Consider the following 15628-nt stretch of genomic DNA (forward strand, 5'->3'; position numbering starts at 1 on the left):
CTTCCAAAAGGAAAAACCGCCGTAATTAGGCGGTCAGTTGGATTTATCTTGTAGTTTGGTTTTTATCATATATTCATTGTATGCTTCGTCAACTTTATGCTTGCAAACCTTCTGCCATGTATCCTTGAGAGTAGTAACCTCATTCTCATTGTAGGGTTCAGGTTCCATATCTCCACCAAAGCCTATCCAAGCATCGTGGCTTACTTCCCCATTAGCGTGAGAGTAAGCAATTTCATACGGAGCAGGTGCATGTCCCGCAAATTGACAATTGTTTGCTAAACAATGATATCCTGGCTTTTGGGGTCCGCATTTGCAAAATGTAGGAACAACATCCTTTTCTTCTTCGTCACCGATTCCATACAAACAGTGTAGTTCTATTATTAAATGAGAAAAAGCGATTAGACTCCCCTTCTTTCATTAGGTTTTTAAAGTTATTCGTTCTTTTCAAATGAAGCAGACGAGATGGTTTTTGTATAATTAGCCCATTCAAATATGAATGTTCCCAAATGCAATGATTTGGTTTTTTCGCCATCTTCGTAGCTGAAATCTTTCCAAACAATATGTTCTTCTTCGCGCTGAATTGAAACTGTAATTGCTCCACATCCCAAATCAGCACACATAGGACAAACAAATATCATATAGCGCCCGCTCTCTAATCCTGATGGAGCATTTAGCAGAAGTTTATCAAATTCATTACGTTGTAATTCTTCATCTTTATGACTCAACACAGATATAAAATCGTAGGGTTGCAAAGTGTTAAACAGTGAATTTCCATCAATAGAAAAGTCAAAGAACGAGGTATTGTTTTCGCATTTTCTTATTTCACCATCAACATATCTATCTACAAACCCATGTCGTATAGCCATCTTACATTCTAAGTTATTCATTCAAACAACCTCCAAAACTTATTTATTACCTCGCGGATAGTCGACATTTAAAACCCTCATTACTTGAAGTATAAGATATCTTGAATTGAAAATATCTTGTTAGTCAGACCCATTCTTTGGGCTGGCGTTAGTTTTTGCTCATCGTTAGAAGAACGATATGGTAAGCAAAAGATATAAAAAGTACGAAGAATGGTAACAGCATATTGAGCATATTGAGGGTTAAAGTTTGAATAGATATAACTTTTCTTATCACCTCTGGCAGTAACCAAAGGGCGTTCTAATATATTAAGTCTTCTTCGAATCTGTTGAAGAAAAGCATTAGTTGATTTATCAATAACTTGTAAAATCATTTTTGCAATCTGCTTTGGTTCATACGAAGATAAATCTGAGGTGCAATCAACGTTATACCATCCTTGGTCAATAGAAGGTAAGGGATGGGTTATTTTGTTATTTCCCCACTTACGATACGTTTTCCCATTTCTCAAAATTTCTGTGTGAAAAGTGTGATTCTCCAATTGCTTTTTCAACTTTAAATAAGCAACCCTGCTGATTGAACTATCTACGACTCCATTACTGATACCCCAAGCTGTAAGTTCTTTTCGACCTTCTTGATATTCTTTAAATGCCTCTTGAAGACTTTTGCTTTTATCAACAATAGTAATAAAATGATGGGCTTCTCCAAGGCTAACTTCTTTTGAAAAAACTCTAAAAAATGAATTATAGAGTGATGCGTCATCGTCAGTAATCATTCGCCACTCTTTTGCATCAACCATTCTTTATATTAACCAAAGTTGAGCATATGTTGTATAGGACGAATTAACATGTAGTCCATCAATGTACATTTTTCGTTTCTCAAACTTAGCACGTTCGTCATTGTATTCTAAGGTAGATTGAGTATCAGCTAACGTTGGTGGTTGAGGAGCAAATGGAAAACGATAACGTTCATTCTTACGAGAAAAGTTATTTATATGATCATCTTTGTAGTAGACTGTATCTTGTTCCAATTGTTCAAGGGTAATATTCCAATCATACGCCACATCGGAACGTAACACATATCTTGTTTGAACATCTGATGTTACGACAATATGGGTTTGAAGTATTCTTTCTTCAACGTTATCATATCGTTTTCCACCATGACCCTTCTTACGAACGTTATTTAAGTTGTAAACAAGTTTGTCAGTATTAAGCCACATTGTTTCGAATGTTTTTGTGGAAAAGGCTTCTGTTTCATATCGTTCAAGAAACTCTAAACAACGGCGATAAAGCCATTCTAACTTGTTGTAATATGTGCTTGAACCGATTTTTAGCATTTCACATGTTCTTTTGACTGGCGTTCTGTTGATTAATGCTTTTGCAAGATCGTGGAGAATATCATTTCTCTTTTGATGGTATACGAATGACTGATTTCTCATTGGCAATACATTTGTGATTTTTTTGCACTCTTTACATTGCCACTTTTCTGAATTACTACTACTCTTTCCTCTACGATAAAATTCTCTTGGATGATGAAAGGGGGAGGCAATAGAAATTGAACAATTTTCTTTATGAAACTCGTAATCCTTATTGTTAAAACTTTGAGTGCGGTTTAATGTTTCAAGTCGCAATATTTCTTCGGCTAGTGACCAGTTAGATGCGGTTGGGGTAGAGCAATTTAATGTTAACTGTCCTTTGCCATGGTTTATAGGGTCATCATTGCAATTAATTCGTTGCTTCCCATCCTTCGGGCTTCCAATAAAATAACGATGCGGTTTTCCCTTAACATCATCGAACTTCCTTTGCGGAAGACCGAACCATTTGCAATAAGGGTCAAGGCAATGATTAGTGTTAATTTCAAATGGTTTACCTTTGTATGTGATTTTAACAGGCTGAAACAACAAAGAGCGATACTTCTTTGCAAACTGCTGTGGGGGAAGCAATGAGTAGTCGTTTTGACGATTATGGATTTCGTCTTCATGTATGGGGGTTTCAATTTGCACGACTTTATCATCAAACGTTGATAGACGTTTAAGATTACGTTTGCTCATCAGAGACCCCTTCACTTTCTCTGTCTGGATAAAGTTGTTTTAACATTCGTGTATTACGGCGCTTAGTCTGTATCTATTGCTTGAAATCAGGATCTTCAAGAATGTTGACTAAAAAGCGATCTAAAACTTCGTTTTCACTTATGCCTGTATACTCAGAATAGTATTTAACTATTGCCTTTATTCGGTCTGTAACTTGCCATTCCACATTACTACGTTCAACATGAACGGGTTTAATAAATTCCATTGTGGATTCCTCCAATCTTTAACATATTAATATTATAACAATTTTGGCAACAAAACTGACAGTAGAATTGGCATGTAACTTTTCATTTACAATTTTTATTGAACATAGAAAATGCATGGTCAAAATTGATGTCATTTATGCGAAGAAAGTTTAAAAAAACTTTGATATATAAAGAAAAATGACGCTTCAAACTGTTGTCAGTTTGTGCGTCATTTTTAGTGTCAATTAGCTGTTCTGCACCCGAAAACGGAACCCGTTACGGTAGATGCGGCTGTCTTTTTTTTCGAAGAGGCTGTTATTCTTTAGAACGAATTGCGGCGGGGAGATTACCGGTGGCCGGCTGTCTTTTCAAATGGTTAGCCCAGTTCATGTCGTATTTGTTTTTTCCATCTTATGATGTTTGCGATTGCCTGTTGTTCGCCGCCGAGATAAATATCTTCAATTGTCATGGACCAAAATGCGAGCTTGCGTTGTCTGTCTTTATTCGGAAGAGGATTTGTCAGTTTATCTACGTTCTTCATTAACTCCCGATTTCTCTTAAGAATATACGCAGTGTCCCAATCGTGATCATAAGCGTCAATAAATAAACGGACCAGCTGCCGGTAACCTTCTTCCGTATAATTGGAAGGATGCTGGATCATGTAACATGAAACAAGCCAAAAATGTAAATCATATAATTTCGGGTCATTATGTTCCCAAACAAGAGGGAAACCGAATAATTCGTAGCAGGAAAACCCGTCTATCCCCTCAGCTCCGCATTCCATACATCTTCCGGACTCCATAACTGTACGATTATCAACCACTTTGGAATGACCTCCCATCAAAACTCTTCTGTTTACAAGTTAACAAGAAAAAGATGACTTATCATAGACTGCGGGCAGTCTTAACCCATTTAGCTGCGTTACAACCTTCATACACTCTTCTATGACAAATATCAATACAAAGATGAAACGGAGCATGGCGAAAAATGGAGAATGTTCGAAAAAGCGGATGCTTAAAATAGATGAAACGTTTAATCATTGATCCATCAAAACATTCCGGAGTACAATCATTTCGTAAGAAGATGTAAGAAGGATAAACAAAGATGATAGGAACATTTAGATGTAAAACGATTAATCAAATTTCTGACAAATCGGCCGATTTGGGGGAACGATGAACAAAATAACGATTAAAGACATAGCGGCCGAGGCCGGCGTATCCATCGCGACCGTATCGAACGTGATGAACGGAACCGGAAGAGTCTCCGGTGAAACCGCCAAGAGAGTGCTCCGGGTCATCGACCGGCACGATTATGCGCCCAGCACGGCGGCCCGTTATCTGAAAGAAAGGCGCTCCCAGCTCATCGGGATTCTGGTCCCGACCGGCGATAGGGGACGGCTCGAGGACAACCCGTTTTACTGGCAGCTCGTCATGGCCGTCGAAGCGGAAGCGAGGGAAGAGCGCCTGCATGTTATCGTTTCCGGCGTGACGGAAGAGGACCCGCTCACCTTTGTGCAGGAGCGGCAGCTCGACGGCATTATCGCTATCGGGATAACCGGCGATTCCCCGCTGCTGGGGCGCATCGCCCAGCTCGACGTTCCGTGCGTGTATCTGGACTGCTACCTCGCCGGAGGGGAGAACCTCCAGGTCGTCAATATGAACGACCGGATGGGCGGTTACCTCGGGACGAAGCACCTATTGTCGCTCGGGCATGAGCGGATTGCCGTCATCGCGGGCGACATCGTCACTTCGGGCGTCTATGAAGAACGCTGGCTCGGCTATACCCGGGCGCTGGAGGAGAGCGGCATCGCAGCGGACCGCGCTCTGCTCGTCGAGACGCCGGTCTCTCTGCTCGGCGGCTACCACAGCGCCCAGCAGGTTTACATGCTCAGCCCGAAGGTCACCGCCGTTTTCGCTTTTTCCGATGTGGCGGCAATCGGGCTGATGAAAGGGCTGCAAGAACTCGGCGTACGAATTCCCGACGATCTCTCCGTCATGGGGTATGACGATATCGACTACGCGGGCTTTATGACGCCCTCCCTGACCACGATCCGGCAGGATATCGGCACCAAGGGGAAGACGGCGATACGCCGCATTCTCAGCATGATCCGCGGAAGCGTTCCGGCCGAACATTCGGTTACGCTGCCCGTCGAACTTAAACGCCGCCAGAGCACCGCCCGGCGGTTCCAATCCAACTCCATTCAGAAAGAGGAATAGGCCATGCAAACGAGCGAAACCATACATCCCGACAAATCCATCGATACGGTGCTGGAAGTGGCCCCCAAAGCACCCGGACGCGCCGCACGCGTAACGGAGCTGGACGATTCTTATGTGATTCACGGACAGCATGCCAATCTGCTGCTGACTTTTTTGGAATGCGGGCTGTTCCGGATCAAATTGTTCCACGGGAATAAGCCGGAGTTCAAGGCCGCGACCGTCGCTGTATTGTCGGAGGCGTTTCAACCGGTTAAAGCCGACCGGACGGAAAGCCCGGAAGCGTTCGAATTCCGCACTTCCGCGCTGCGCCTGATCGTCGAGAAAGAAACGTTCGCTTTGACGGTTCAAACGCCGGAAGGCGAGCTTTTGATGAAGCAGCCCACGCTTTCGTGGACGACACGAGGCTCGCTGAGCGGCTCCTATGTGATGGGGACGGACTCTCATTTTTACGGCCTCGGGGAGAAAACGAGCTTCCTGGACAAGCGGGGAGAGCGCTACGCGATGTGGAACTCCGACGTGTTCGCGCCGCATGTACCGGAAATCGAAGCGCTGTACGAATCGATCCCTCTGCTCATTCACATGCATCAAACCGGAACTTACGGATTGTTTCTCGACAATCCCGGCCGCACGGATTTCGATATGCGCACGCATCCCGATCTTTTTACGATTCAATGCACGACCGGGGAGTATGACCTGTATTTCATTTTCGGTCCGCAGCCCAAAGACGTCGTCGGCCGTTACACAAAGCTGACGGGCCGCATCTCTATGCCGCCGAAATGGTCCCTTGGCTACCATCAGTCCCGTTACAGCTATATGAACCAGCAGGAAGTACTGGAGCTGGCACGCACGTTCCGCGAGAGAAACATCCCGTGCGACGTCATTCATCTCGATATCCATTACATGGATCAGTACCGCGTCTTTACGTTCGATAAGGACCGTTTTCCGGACCCGGAAGGAATGATGGCGGAGCTGAAAAAGCTTGGCATGCGCATCGTGCCGATTGTCGATCCCGGCGTCAAAAAAGATCCCAAATACCCGATTTACCGGGAAGGGATCGAGAACGGCTATTTCTGCAAAAAGCTGGAAGGCGAGCTGTTTATCGGAGACGTGTGGCCCGGTAAAAGCGCGTTCCCCGATTTCACGGAAGATGCCGTGGGCAAATGGTGGGGGGAGAAGCACAAGTTCTACGTGGACCTCGGAATCACGGGGATTTGGAACGATATGAACGAGCCGGCTGTGTTCAACGAATCCAAAACGATGGATCTCGACGTCATCCATGGCAATAACGGAGACAGCAAGACGCACGAAGAACTGCATAACTTGTACGGCATGATGATGTCCAAAGCGACATTCGAAAGTCTCCGGGAGCAGTTGGGCGGCGAGCGGCCGTTCGTTCTGACCCGCGCGGGCTACAGCGGTGTGCAGCGTTATGCCGCCGTATGGACGGGCGACAACCGCAGCTTCTGGGAGCATATGGCGATGGCGATTCCGATGGTGCTGAACCTGGGGTTGTCCGGGATTCCGTTCACGGGCCCCGATATCGGCGGCTTCGCGCATCACTCCACGGGACAACTGCTTGCCCGCTGGACGCAAATGGGGGCGCTGTTTCCTTTCTGCCGCAACCACAGTGTGATCGACTCCGTCCGCCAGGAGCCGTGGTCGTTCGGCGAAGAGACCGAGGCAATCTGCCGCACTTATATCGAGCTCCGCTACCGCTGGATGCCGGTATTGTACACGCTGTTCCACGAAGCATCCCGGACCGGGATGCCGATTCTGCGGCCGCTTGTGCTGGAATATCCGCACGATCCGCAGGTGACGAACCTCAGCGACCAGTTCCTGTTCGGCAGCAGCGTTCTCGTCGCCCCGGTCTACCGTCCCGATACGGAGCACCGCGCCGTGTATATCCCGGAAGGCGAGTGGATCGACTACTGGAGCGGGGAGAAGCATGCGGGACCGAAACATATTCTCGCCCACGCGCCGCTCCACATTATGCCGATGTATATCAAAGCGGGAGCCATCCTTGCGGAAGAGCCGCTTAAGCAGCATGCGGACGAGAGAACGGCAGCGTCTCTGACGTGGAACATTTATGCTTCCGGCGGCAGTTCCGAAGGAACCGTGTACGAAGACGACGGGATCACTTACGGGTACGAGCAGGGAGCGTACAATGTGATCCGCATGTCCACGGAAGCGGCGGACGGAGGCATGAAGCTGGCCTGGGCTTACGAGCACACCGGGCTGCCCGACGCGGACCGCAGCTTCCTGATCCGCATCAAACTTGCGGGATTCGTTCCTGCGGCGGTCGAAGGCCTCCAGCGTCTGGAAGCCGGGGTGATCGACCGGGAGCAGTCCGCAGCCGGCTGGACCTACGACGAAGCGGCGGGAGAGATTCTGATCCGGACAGCGGACACCCCGCAGCAGATTTTACACATCCGCGCCTGATCGTTCGGCGCGCGGTCAGACCGCTTCCGGCGGTGCGAAAGCTCCGGCCCCTTTCAGGGGTCGGGGCTTTTTAGCGTGCCCGGATGTACGGCCGCTGTGTCACGAATAAGCCGGCGAGGCGGAGAGTAGCCCGGCAGCTGCGCACAACAGTGGAGGATAAGCTCAAATCCGCTCGCTTCTGTCCGATTCGTGCGGACAATCCCGGACAGTCCCAGACAGTCCCAGACAGTCCCGGACAGTCCCAGACAGTCCCTCTGCTCCTTGCTCCGCCTCGTCACCGCTATTTCAGCTTGGTGATCACAAAGCCGCCGACCACGATACCGAGGCCGACCCAGGTTTTCCAGTTCGGAATTTCCTTCAGGAAGATGTACCCCATCAGCACGCAGATAAAAATCTCGATGCCTTTGGATATGCCTAAGGACAAGGTCAAGTTGCCCGTCGTCTTGTAGCAGAACTTCACGCCGTAGCCGATCATGACGTTGGCCGCAAACACCAGCGGGATCATTTTACACTGAAACCACAAGGTTTGCCAGAGCGAAGGATCGATGTGTTTGCTCTGGTACGAGAAGATGCTGTTGATCGTCAGAAGTCCCGCCAGAAGCAGGGCGATTCCGTATACCATAAACATGAGCTAGTCTCCTTTGTCTGTTTCTTCCCGTTTAATGTTTCCGGCGCGCAACAAATTAACCGCTGGAAAACTTATTTGTTCCGGGCGAAATAAACTATTCACACAATGTTAACGAGAATAGCCCTGTTGAGTCATATTAAAAAGGGCAGCCGCGTGTAAGAATAATGGAAGCGAAAGGAAAGGAGGCCTTGCCTTGCTAAAACCGATCAGCCGATTCCTGCTGGCCGTTCTTCTGGTGTTTGCGGTCACGGCTTGCTCGTCCGAACTTAAGGGACAAGACCCGGCCAAAGTCAAAGTCGATCTTGTCACCGAGCCTTCACCGGTCAAGACAGGCGAGAAAGCGGTGGTCACCGCGAAGATTACCGGATTAACCACACAAGAGGGGGCGAGAGTCCAGCTTGACGTCCGCCTGGCGGACAACAGCGGGCTTCCGGAACTGCTGGATGCGAAATCAAGCGGGGACGGAAATTACTCGATAGAGAAAACGTTCGATCAGCCCGGCAAATATGCCATTTACGTGCATCTCTACCAGGGAGTGCTGCACATCACCAAGAAAAAGGTGCTTGACGTTTCATGAAGCTCCGTCTGATTCCCCTGTGGCTGTGCGTCTGTGCCGCGGCGGCCGCCGTGCTATGGCTGCCTCACCAGCGGGCGGAAGCGGCTCCGCCGGACGCGGGTGCGGCCCGGCCCGCCGAGCTGCAGCAGCTCATCGACCGTACGCCGTCCGGCGGTCTGCTCCGGCTCCCGGCAGGCTCCTACGAGGGCCCGGCCGTTATTACCCGTCCCATCGTGATCGAGGGGCAGAGCGGTGCCGTCGTCAGGAACAAGGACGGCAGCGGAAAGCCCGCTATTACCGTCCGGGCGGACGATGTTTCCCTGAAAGGCCTGCAGATTGAGCAGGACGGGGAAGGGGCGTCTTCCGACACGTCCGCGGTGCTGGTCCAGGGAAGCGGAGCCTTGCTTCATTCGCTGGATATCCGCACGGATGCTTTCGGCATTCTGCTGCGGGATACGGGGCACAACCGGATCGAGAATAATTCCGTCGTCCGGACCGGAAGCGGAGCGGCCAAGCTGTCCGAAAGACGCAATGGCATCGATCTTTTCAACGCGCACGATAACGTGATCTCAGGCAACCGGGTAAGCTCCATGAACGACGGCATTTATCTGGAAAGCAGCCATCGGAACAAGGTGGAAGCCAATGCCGTCGAACATTCCCGGTACGGGATTCACTGCATGTACACGAAGGGGACGGTCGTCCGGGGCAACACCGGCATGTACAACATCACGGGCGCCATGATCATGGGCGTCAAAGAAGCCGAGGTATCGGGCAATTCCTTTACGAAACAGAGCGAGAGCGTGAACTCTCAGGGATTGCTGTTCTTCGACGTACATAATTCGAAAGTAACCGGCAACAAAGTGGAGGGCAACCGGGTCGGCCTTTATGTCGAGCAATCGGGCTCCAACGAGTTCACTAACAACGACGTGCTGCAAAATTTCGTGGGCGTCCAGTTTCTGGAATCGGAAAATAACCGCTTCACCGGCAACCGTTTTATCGGCAACGTAATCGAGGCGGAAGCGAATGAGAGCGAGAGCAACGCATTCAGCGGCAACTTCTGGGAGGCGTTCCGCGGTCTGGACAGCGACGGGGACGGGAGCAGCGAGTTGTCGTATGCGCTGAATCCTTTTTTTCAAAGATTGACGGGGGCGGTTCCCGCTTACCAGTTGTTTTTTCAGTCGCCGGGGATGCAGTTTCTCGAAGGGATGTACGCCTCGGACCGTGAAGGCTGGACCAAGGATGAAGCGCCTTTGATGAAGCCGGGAACGGGGCCGGAACAAAAGCCGTTAAGCGGATCGGCGGGGAATACGACGCTAGTATTCGGGCTCCTGCTGCTGCTGGCGTCCGTCAGTACAATTTATTATGTGGGGGTAAGAAGAGGATGAAAAAAACTGGGTTGTTTTTGCTGAGTGTACTGCTGATTATGACAATTTTGTCCGCTTGCGGGAAAGCGAAGGATCAGGCGGAACCCATCAACGAAGAAACGGATAAATGCGCGATCTGCAACATGCAGATCAAAGACGACGCGTTTGCCGTCCAGCTCAAAACGAAAGACGGAAAAACCTACAAATTCGACGATCTCGGCTGTATGAACGAATGGAAAGGGAAAAATGCGGCGGACTCCATCCAAGTCCAGTTTGTCCGGGATTATAACAACAAAGAATGGATCAAGTATGAGGATGCGACTTACGTGTACGATCCTTCCTTCAAATCCCCGATGGCTTACGGCATCTATTCGTTTAAGGATAAAGCGGAAGCCCAGAAGTTCGCGGACAGCCAGAAAAAAGGCAAAGTGATGACGGCTGCGGATCTCGGCAAGCACACGTGGGAGCAGAGTAAAAGCATGATGAACATGGGCGGAAGCCATGACCACAGCGTCACGCCGGAAGCCGGCGGGGATAAGGACGCTCACGGCGGCAAAGCCGGCGACCAGGGAACGCACGGCAAATGAACGTGCTGACGATCGCACTGCGAGAAGTAAAAGTCGGGTTTAGAAACCCGTGGGCCTATTCGTTTATGGCCCTCTTTTCTTTATTCAGCCTCTCTTTGCTTCTCATTAACGCTCAAAGCTTCGTAGAGGGCTATTCAAGCTCTACCTCTTCCATGCTAAATCTGATCTTATATCTACTTCCGCTAATGACGCTTCTGCTGGGTTCGTTTTCGTTAACGGCGGAGAAGGAAGAAGGAAGCTGGCAGCTTCTTTCAACGTATCCGCTCGCTACATTTGCGTTTATTGCCGGGAAATATACCGGTTTGACCGTGGTTATGCTGACCATCGTCGCCTTCGGATACGGCCTGACGGGCATAGTCGGGGCGTTGACTGGAAGGGGGCTGCAGCCGGCTACGCTCGGGTTGTTTTTTGCCTTCTCCACGGGGCTCGTTCTGCTGTTTCTTGCGATCGCGCTCGTACTGGGCACGTTTGCCAAGAACCGCTGGCAGGCACTGACCGCAGGTGTGGCGGTGTGGTTTTTCGCGGTGATCGGCTGGCCGACGCTGCTGATAGCCGTTCTCGGCCAGCTTCCTTACGTCTGGATCAAAAGCGCGCTTGTGGCGCTCACATTCCTGAACCCGGCGGAGCTTGTCCGGCTGTTCGTCGTCGTGAAGCTCGGAGGCGGTGCGGCGCTGGGGCCCGAATATTACGAGTGGGTCCGCTGGATCGGCCGTCCGGAAGGAACTCTGGTATTTATGGGCTTGTGCCTGGTCTGGATCGCCGTATGCGCAGGCTTGGCCAACTGGATCTGGGAAAGGGGGCGTTCCCGTGGCTGAGAATGTCCTGCAAGTGTCTGACTTGCATAAAAAAATCGGCAAACAGCCGATTATTCACTCGGTCAACCTCCGGATAAGCAGGGGACAGGTGCTGACCCTCTGCGGCGGGAACGGTGCCGGGAAAAGCACCATTCTGCGGATGATAGCAGGTATTACGCAGCCCACTTCGGGGGTTATCGAGGTAAACGGCCGGAAGTGGAAAGAAAATCGCACGGCGTATGCGCAGCAGATCGGGTACATGCCGGATGATTATTTGTTCGGCCAAGGGTTGTCGGCGGAGGAAACGCTTGTGTTCTGGGCTTCGCTGCGCAAGGTTTCCAAAGCGAGAGTGCTGGAAACCTTGGAGCTGGTCGGACTGGCCGATGTGAGGCGCAAGCCGGTCAGCTCCTTCTCCAAAGGCATGCGGCAGCGGCTGCTGTTCGCCCAGGCTCTGCTGGCCAAGCCGGCGCTGCTCATCATGGACGAACCGACCAACGGACTTGATCCTTACTGGATGGATTCGTTCGTCGAGCTTGTCCGCTACGCGAAACGGGAAGGTCATGCCGTTCTGTTCTCCACGCACCAGCTTGGCGTGGCGGAGTCGGCCGCCGATCATGTCGTGTTCCTGAAAGAAGGGCGCATAGCTGAGGAGGGGACGGCCGAGTCTTTCCGGGAAGCCTACGGTCCCGGGGGGCTGCAGGCGGCCTTCTCCAAGCTGTTCGGCTATCGTACCGGCGGAGACGGCGGGATTTAGAGGGAGGCGGAAGATTTGACACATAAGCTGCGGCGAGGAGCCGTCCTGCTTATCGCAGGGCTGATCGCGGCCGCCCTGGCGTACACCCTGCTCCATGCGGATTCGAAGGAGCCGGCCGTGGCGGTCCGGACCGGTGCGATGGCGCCGGATTTTACCGTTACCGGATTGGACGGCCGTTCCGCAGCGCTTTCCGACTACCGGGGGAAGGGCGTGCTGCTTAATTTCTGGGCCTCCTGGTGCGGCCCTTGTACGCATGAGATGCCCCGTATGAATGAAGCTTACCTAGAAGGAATTCCGGACGTGGAAATTGTCGCTGTCAACGTAGGCGAATCGAGAGGAACGGCGAACGAATTCGCTATGCGGGAAAACCTTGCATTTCCCGTCCTGCTTGATCCGAGCGGCGAGGCCGCCCAAAAATACCGGGTCGTCGGCCTTCCGGCCACGTTCCTGATTGATCCCGACGGCAAAATCGCGGCGATTCGTCCGGGTGAGCTGACCAGCTCTTCGGAAGTGAAGAAGCTGCTGCAAAGCCTGAGCAGATGAATGAAGGCTGGCTTCGGGTAGAACCGGAAGCCGTCCGTATCTTTTCACTGCCGCCGCTAAAAAACTCCGGACCGCCGAAGGTCCGGAGTTTTTCGTTCATTCGCGGTAAACGCCCGTCGATGACGACCGGCCGGCGAGTATCAGCCTCCGCAGGCGGGATGCCGCCGAAGATTATCCGGCACCTCCTCCGTCAGGGGGATACCGAGGCTCCGGCAACCCACCAGGAGAGCACCGGCCGCAGGCAAGAAACGGGTGGCTGCCAGCAGTAGGTCTTGTGGTTGCCGACACTTAATTTTTCCGTAAGTTTTTTTTTGATATAGGCGCTGTTCACGACGCTTCCGGCGACCGCCGCGGAAACCGTCTCTCCGTTAAAACGGGAACCCAGGACCTGCCGCACACCGCGATTTCGGAGAAATTTTCCTGCCGAACATCTTTCTATCCCGTCTTCCGTCCCTTGCAGGGATACTCCCGGGCCGATATACTGAAGTGTACGAGAAACAAGAACCTGGCGCCGGAACGACAAAAAGATGGATGTCTTGCACTGCGGAAAACGCAGCGAGATACATAGATAGGAAGATAGCCTTTGAAAACACTTGTGATTGCCGAAAAACCGGATATGGGCCGGACGATTGCCGCTGTCATCGAACCGAAAGCGGCGAACAAACGCACGTATATCGAGGGATCGGATTATATCATCACCTGGGCCATTGGACACTTAATAGAGCTGGCAGAACCCGATAAATACGATGAAAAATACAAGAAATGGCGCTTCGAGCATCTGCCGATCATTCCCGACGAATTCAAGCTGCTGCCGAATCCCCGGACGAAAGATCAGCTCAAAGTGATCAAGGAAGTCGCCAAACAGTGCGACAAAATCGTCAACGCGTGCGACGCGGGGCGCGAGGGCCAGCATATTTTCTCGCTCATTCAGCGTCACTTGAAATTAAAGCAGCCCGTCAAGCGTTTGTGGATCTCCGATTTGACCGCGGAAACGATCCGCAGCGGCTTTCAGCAGTTGAAGGACGGCTCCGATTTCGATAATCTGACCAGAGCCGCAAGGGCGCGGAGCGAAGCGGACTGGATCATCGGAATGAACGGCTCCCGGGCTTTTACGACCAAGCATAATGTGCTCTTATCCGTCGGGCGGGTTCAGACTCCCGTGCTGGCGCTCATTTACGACCGTCAGAAGCTTATCGAAGATTTTTCCTCCTTGAAGTTTTACGAGGTGGAGGCGTTCTTCACTCAGGAGCAGACGGAATACCGCGGATTGTGGCAGGGAGAACGAATTACGGACCCGGCCAAGGCCGAGGGCATTGCAGCCAAAGTCAAAGGAAAACCGGCTCGCATCGCGTCTTACGAAGTCAAAGATACGAAGGAATATCCGTTCAAACTGTATGATTTGACGCTTCTTCAGCGGGAATCCAATGCCAAGCTCGGCTTTTCGGCGAAAAAAACGCTGGACGTGGCCCAGGCGCTCTACGAGAAGCACAAAGTCATTTCGTATCCGAGAACGAACTCCAACTATGTGACGGAGCAGAACATCCCGGAAATGCACAAAACGCTCTCGGCCCTCCAGGGAACGGCCTACGACGAGTGGGTCCGCCAAGCCAACCGGAATCTGGTTCACAAAAACAATAAAGCGATTTGCAACCCGGCCAAAGTGGAAGACCATCACGCGATCCTCCCGACCGGCAAACGGGCAAACGGATTGTCGGCCGATGAGCAGAAGGTGTACGATCTGATCGTGCGCCGGTTTTTGTCGCAGTTTTATCCGGCCGCCGAGTATAAGGTGCACACCGTCCTGACGGAAGTGGAGAAAGAAACGTTCAAGACGACCGTCAAGGAGCTGCTGCAGCTCGGCTGGAAGGTGCTGTACCCCGAATCCAAGAAAGACGGCAAACGCGCGAAAGCGAAGGACGACAAGGGAAAGGAAGAGGACGAGGCCGAGGAAGAAGAAACGTCCGAGCCGTTTTCGCTGAACGCTTCTCTCGGCGCTCACTGCAGGGATGCGGCGGCCAAGGAGAAGGAGACCCAGCCGCCTAAAGCTTTTACGGAAGGCACGCTGCTGAAAGCGATGGAAAGCGCGGGCAAGCAGATCGAGGATGAGGAGCTGCGCGACGCGATGAAAGACTCCGGTCTCGGAACTCCGGCTACCCGAGCGGCGACCATCGAGCGCCTGAAACATGTCGGCTACGTCACGATGCAGGGCAAGCGCATCACGCTGACGCCCAAAGGCCGGACGGCCGTAGAACTGATCCGCGCGGCGGGCGTGGAACTGCTCACTTCGCCGGAGATGACGGGCCAGTGGGAGCGCCGGCTCAATGAAATTTCACGCGGACAAGCGTCCGATGAGACGTTTATGCGAAATGTCAAAAAGTTCGCCACGCTCATCGTTGACAAAGTCCGCGTCCAAAACCGCGCGGCAAGAACCGCCTTCGAGGGCGATGAGCCCGCCGGGAAAGCGGGCGGACGGGCCGCGACCGGCAAGACGCGCCGGAGCGCCAAAGCCTCCGGCACGGACGGCGCGGCTGCGGGAACGGCGCCCGGGGCGCGCGCAGCCGCAGGGACTGCAGCCCGCGAGAGCGGCGCACCGGCAGGCCTGGCGGTTTCGG

Annotated in this window: 16 protein-coding genes; 9 read left to right on the plus strand and 7 right to left on the minus strand. The window is 51.8% G+C overall.

The window, feature by feature from the left end; translation table 11 throughout:
- Positions 1-33: 33 nt before the first annotated feature.
- From PCH01S_RS30640 to PCH01S_RS22375, 6 genes are all read right to left on the minus strand, one after another.
- Entirely contained in the window at positions 34-363 is a 330-nt protein-coding gene (locus PCH01S_RS30640; protein ID WP_129112519.1) for a hypothetical protein, read from the minus strand.
- A gap of 68 nt (positions 364-431) precedes the next feature.
- Positions 432-887: a hypothetical protein gene (locus tag PCH01S_RS22365; protein ID WP_053228772.1), complete on the minus strand. Its 456-nt coding sequence runs from the start codon at positions 885-887 to the stop codon at positions 432-434.
- 59 nt (positions 888-946) lie between these two features.
- Entirely contained in the window at positions 947-1636 is a 690-nt protein-coding gene (locus PCH01S_RS31485) for a hypothetical protein (protein WP_241688712.1), read from the minus strand.
- 27 nt (positions 1637-1663) lie between these two features.
- On the minus strand, positions 1664-2911 hold the full coding sequence (locus PCH01S_RS31490) for a hypothetical protein (protein ID WP_241688711.1): 1248 nt from the start codon (positions 2909-2911) through the stop codon (positions 1664-1666).
- A gap of 73 nt (positions 2912-2984) precedes the next feature.
- Complete coding sequence (locus PCH01S_RS30645) at positions 2985-3155, minus strand: hypothetical protein (RefSeq protein ID WP_156972859.1); 171 nt, start codon at positions 3153-3155, stop codon at positions 2985-2987.
- 356 nt (positions 3156-3511) lie between these two features.
- A complete protein-coding gene (locus PCH01S_RS22375; protein WP_042233236.1) occupies positions 3512-3958 on the minus strand; it encodes a DUF5946 family protein in 447 nt (148 codons plus the stop codon).
- Between the two features lie 349 nt (positions 3959-4307).
- Here PCH01S_RS22375 and PCH01S_RS22380 point away from each other — a divergent pair, with 349 nt between their 5' ends.
- Positions 4308-5351 carry a LacI family DNA-binding transcriptional regulator gene (locus tag PCH01S_RS22380; RefSeq protein ID WP_042233238.1) on the plus strand — a complete coding sequence of 348 codons (1044 nt, stop codon included), beginning with the start codon at positions 4308-4310 and terminating at the stop codon, positions 5349-5351.
- Positions 5352-5354: 3 nt separating this feature from the next.
- The gene (locus tag PCH01S_RS22385) at positions 5355-7790 is read left to right on the plus strand and encodes a glycoside hydrolase family 31 protein (RefSeq protein ID WP_042233241.1); all 2436 of its coding nucleotides are present in this window, start codon (positions 5355-5357) and stop codon (positions 7788-7790) included.
- Positions 7791-8070: 280 nt separating this feature from the next.
- Here the strand turns inward: PCH01S_RS22385 and PCH01S_RS22390 are convergent, their stop codons facing one another.
- Positions 8071-8418: a hypothetical protein gene (locus PCH01S_RS22390; protein WP_009672845.1), complete on the minus strand. Its 348-nt coding sequence runs from the start codon at positions 8416-8418 to the stop codon at positions 8071-8073.
- 193 nt (positions 8419-8611) lie between these two features.
- Between PCH01S_RS22390 and PCH01S_RS22395 the strand changes: the two genes are divergently transcribed.
- The 7 genes from PCH01S_RS22395 to PCH01S_RS22430 all read left to right on the plus strand — a co-directional run.
- Complete coding sequence (locus tag PCH01S_RS22395) at positions 8612-8995, plus strand: FixH family protein (protein ID WP_042233244.1); 384 nt, start codon at positions 8612-8614, stop codon at positions 8993-8995.
- Entirely contained in the window at positions 8992-10359 is a 1368-nt protein-coding gene (locus tag PCH01S_RS22400; RefSeq protein ID WP_042233246.1) for a right-handed parallel beta-helix repeat-containing protein, read from the plus strand. The genes PCH01S_RS22395 and PCH01S_RS22400 overlap by 4 nt, the downstream gene beginning before the upstream one ends.
- Positions 10356-10925: a nitrous oxide reductase accessory protein NosL gene (locus PCH01S_RS22405; protein ID WP_042233248.1), complete on the plus strand. Its 570-nt coding sequence runs from the start codon at positions 10356-10358 to the stop codon at positions 10923-10925. The genes PCH01S_RS22400 and PCH01S_RS22405 overlap by 4 nt, the downstream gene beginning before the upstream one ends.
- The gene (locus PCH01S_RS22410; RefSeq protein ID WP_042233250.1) at positions 10922-11740 is read left to right on the plus strand and encodes an ABC transporter permease; all 819 of its coding nucleotides are present in this window, start codon (positions 10922-10924) and stop codon (positions 11738-11740) included. The genes PCH01S_RS22405 and PCH01S_RS22410 overlap by 4 nt, the downstream gene beginning before the upstream one ends.
- The gene (locus PCH01S_RS22415; RefSeq protein ID WP_042233252.1) at positions 11733-12473 is read left to right on the plus strand and encodes an ABC transporter ATP-binding protein; all 741 of its coding nucleotides are present in this window, start codon (positions 11733-11735) and stop codon (positions 12471-12473) included. Before PCH01S_RS22410 ends, PCH01S_RS22415 begins: the two co-directional genes overlap by 8 nt.
- Before the next feature lie 15 nt (positions 12474-12488).
- Complete coding sequence (locus tag PCH01S_RS22420; RefSeq protein ID WP_042233254.1) at positions 12489-13016, plus strand: peroxiredoxin family protein; 528 nt, start codon at positions 12489-12491, stop codon at positions 13014-13016.
- A gap of 583 nt (positions 13017-13599) precedes the next feature.
- On the plus strand, positions 13600-15628 hold a 2029-nt coding region (locus PCH01S_RS22430; RefSeq protein WP_042233258.1), incomplete at its 3' end, for a DNA topoisomerase 3.

Source organism: Paenibacillus chitinolyticus NBRC 15660, from assembly GCF_000739915.1.
GTDB lineage: Bacteria > Bacillota > Bacilli > Paenibacillales > NBRC-103111 > Paenibacillus_F > Paenibacillus_F chitinolyticus.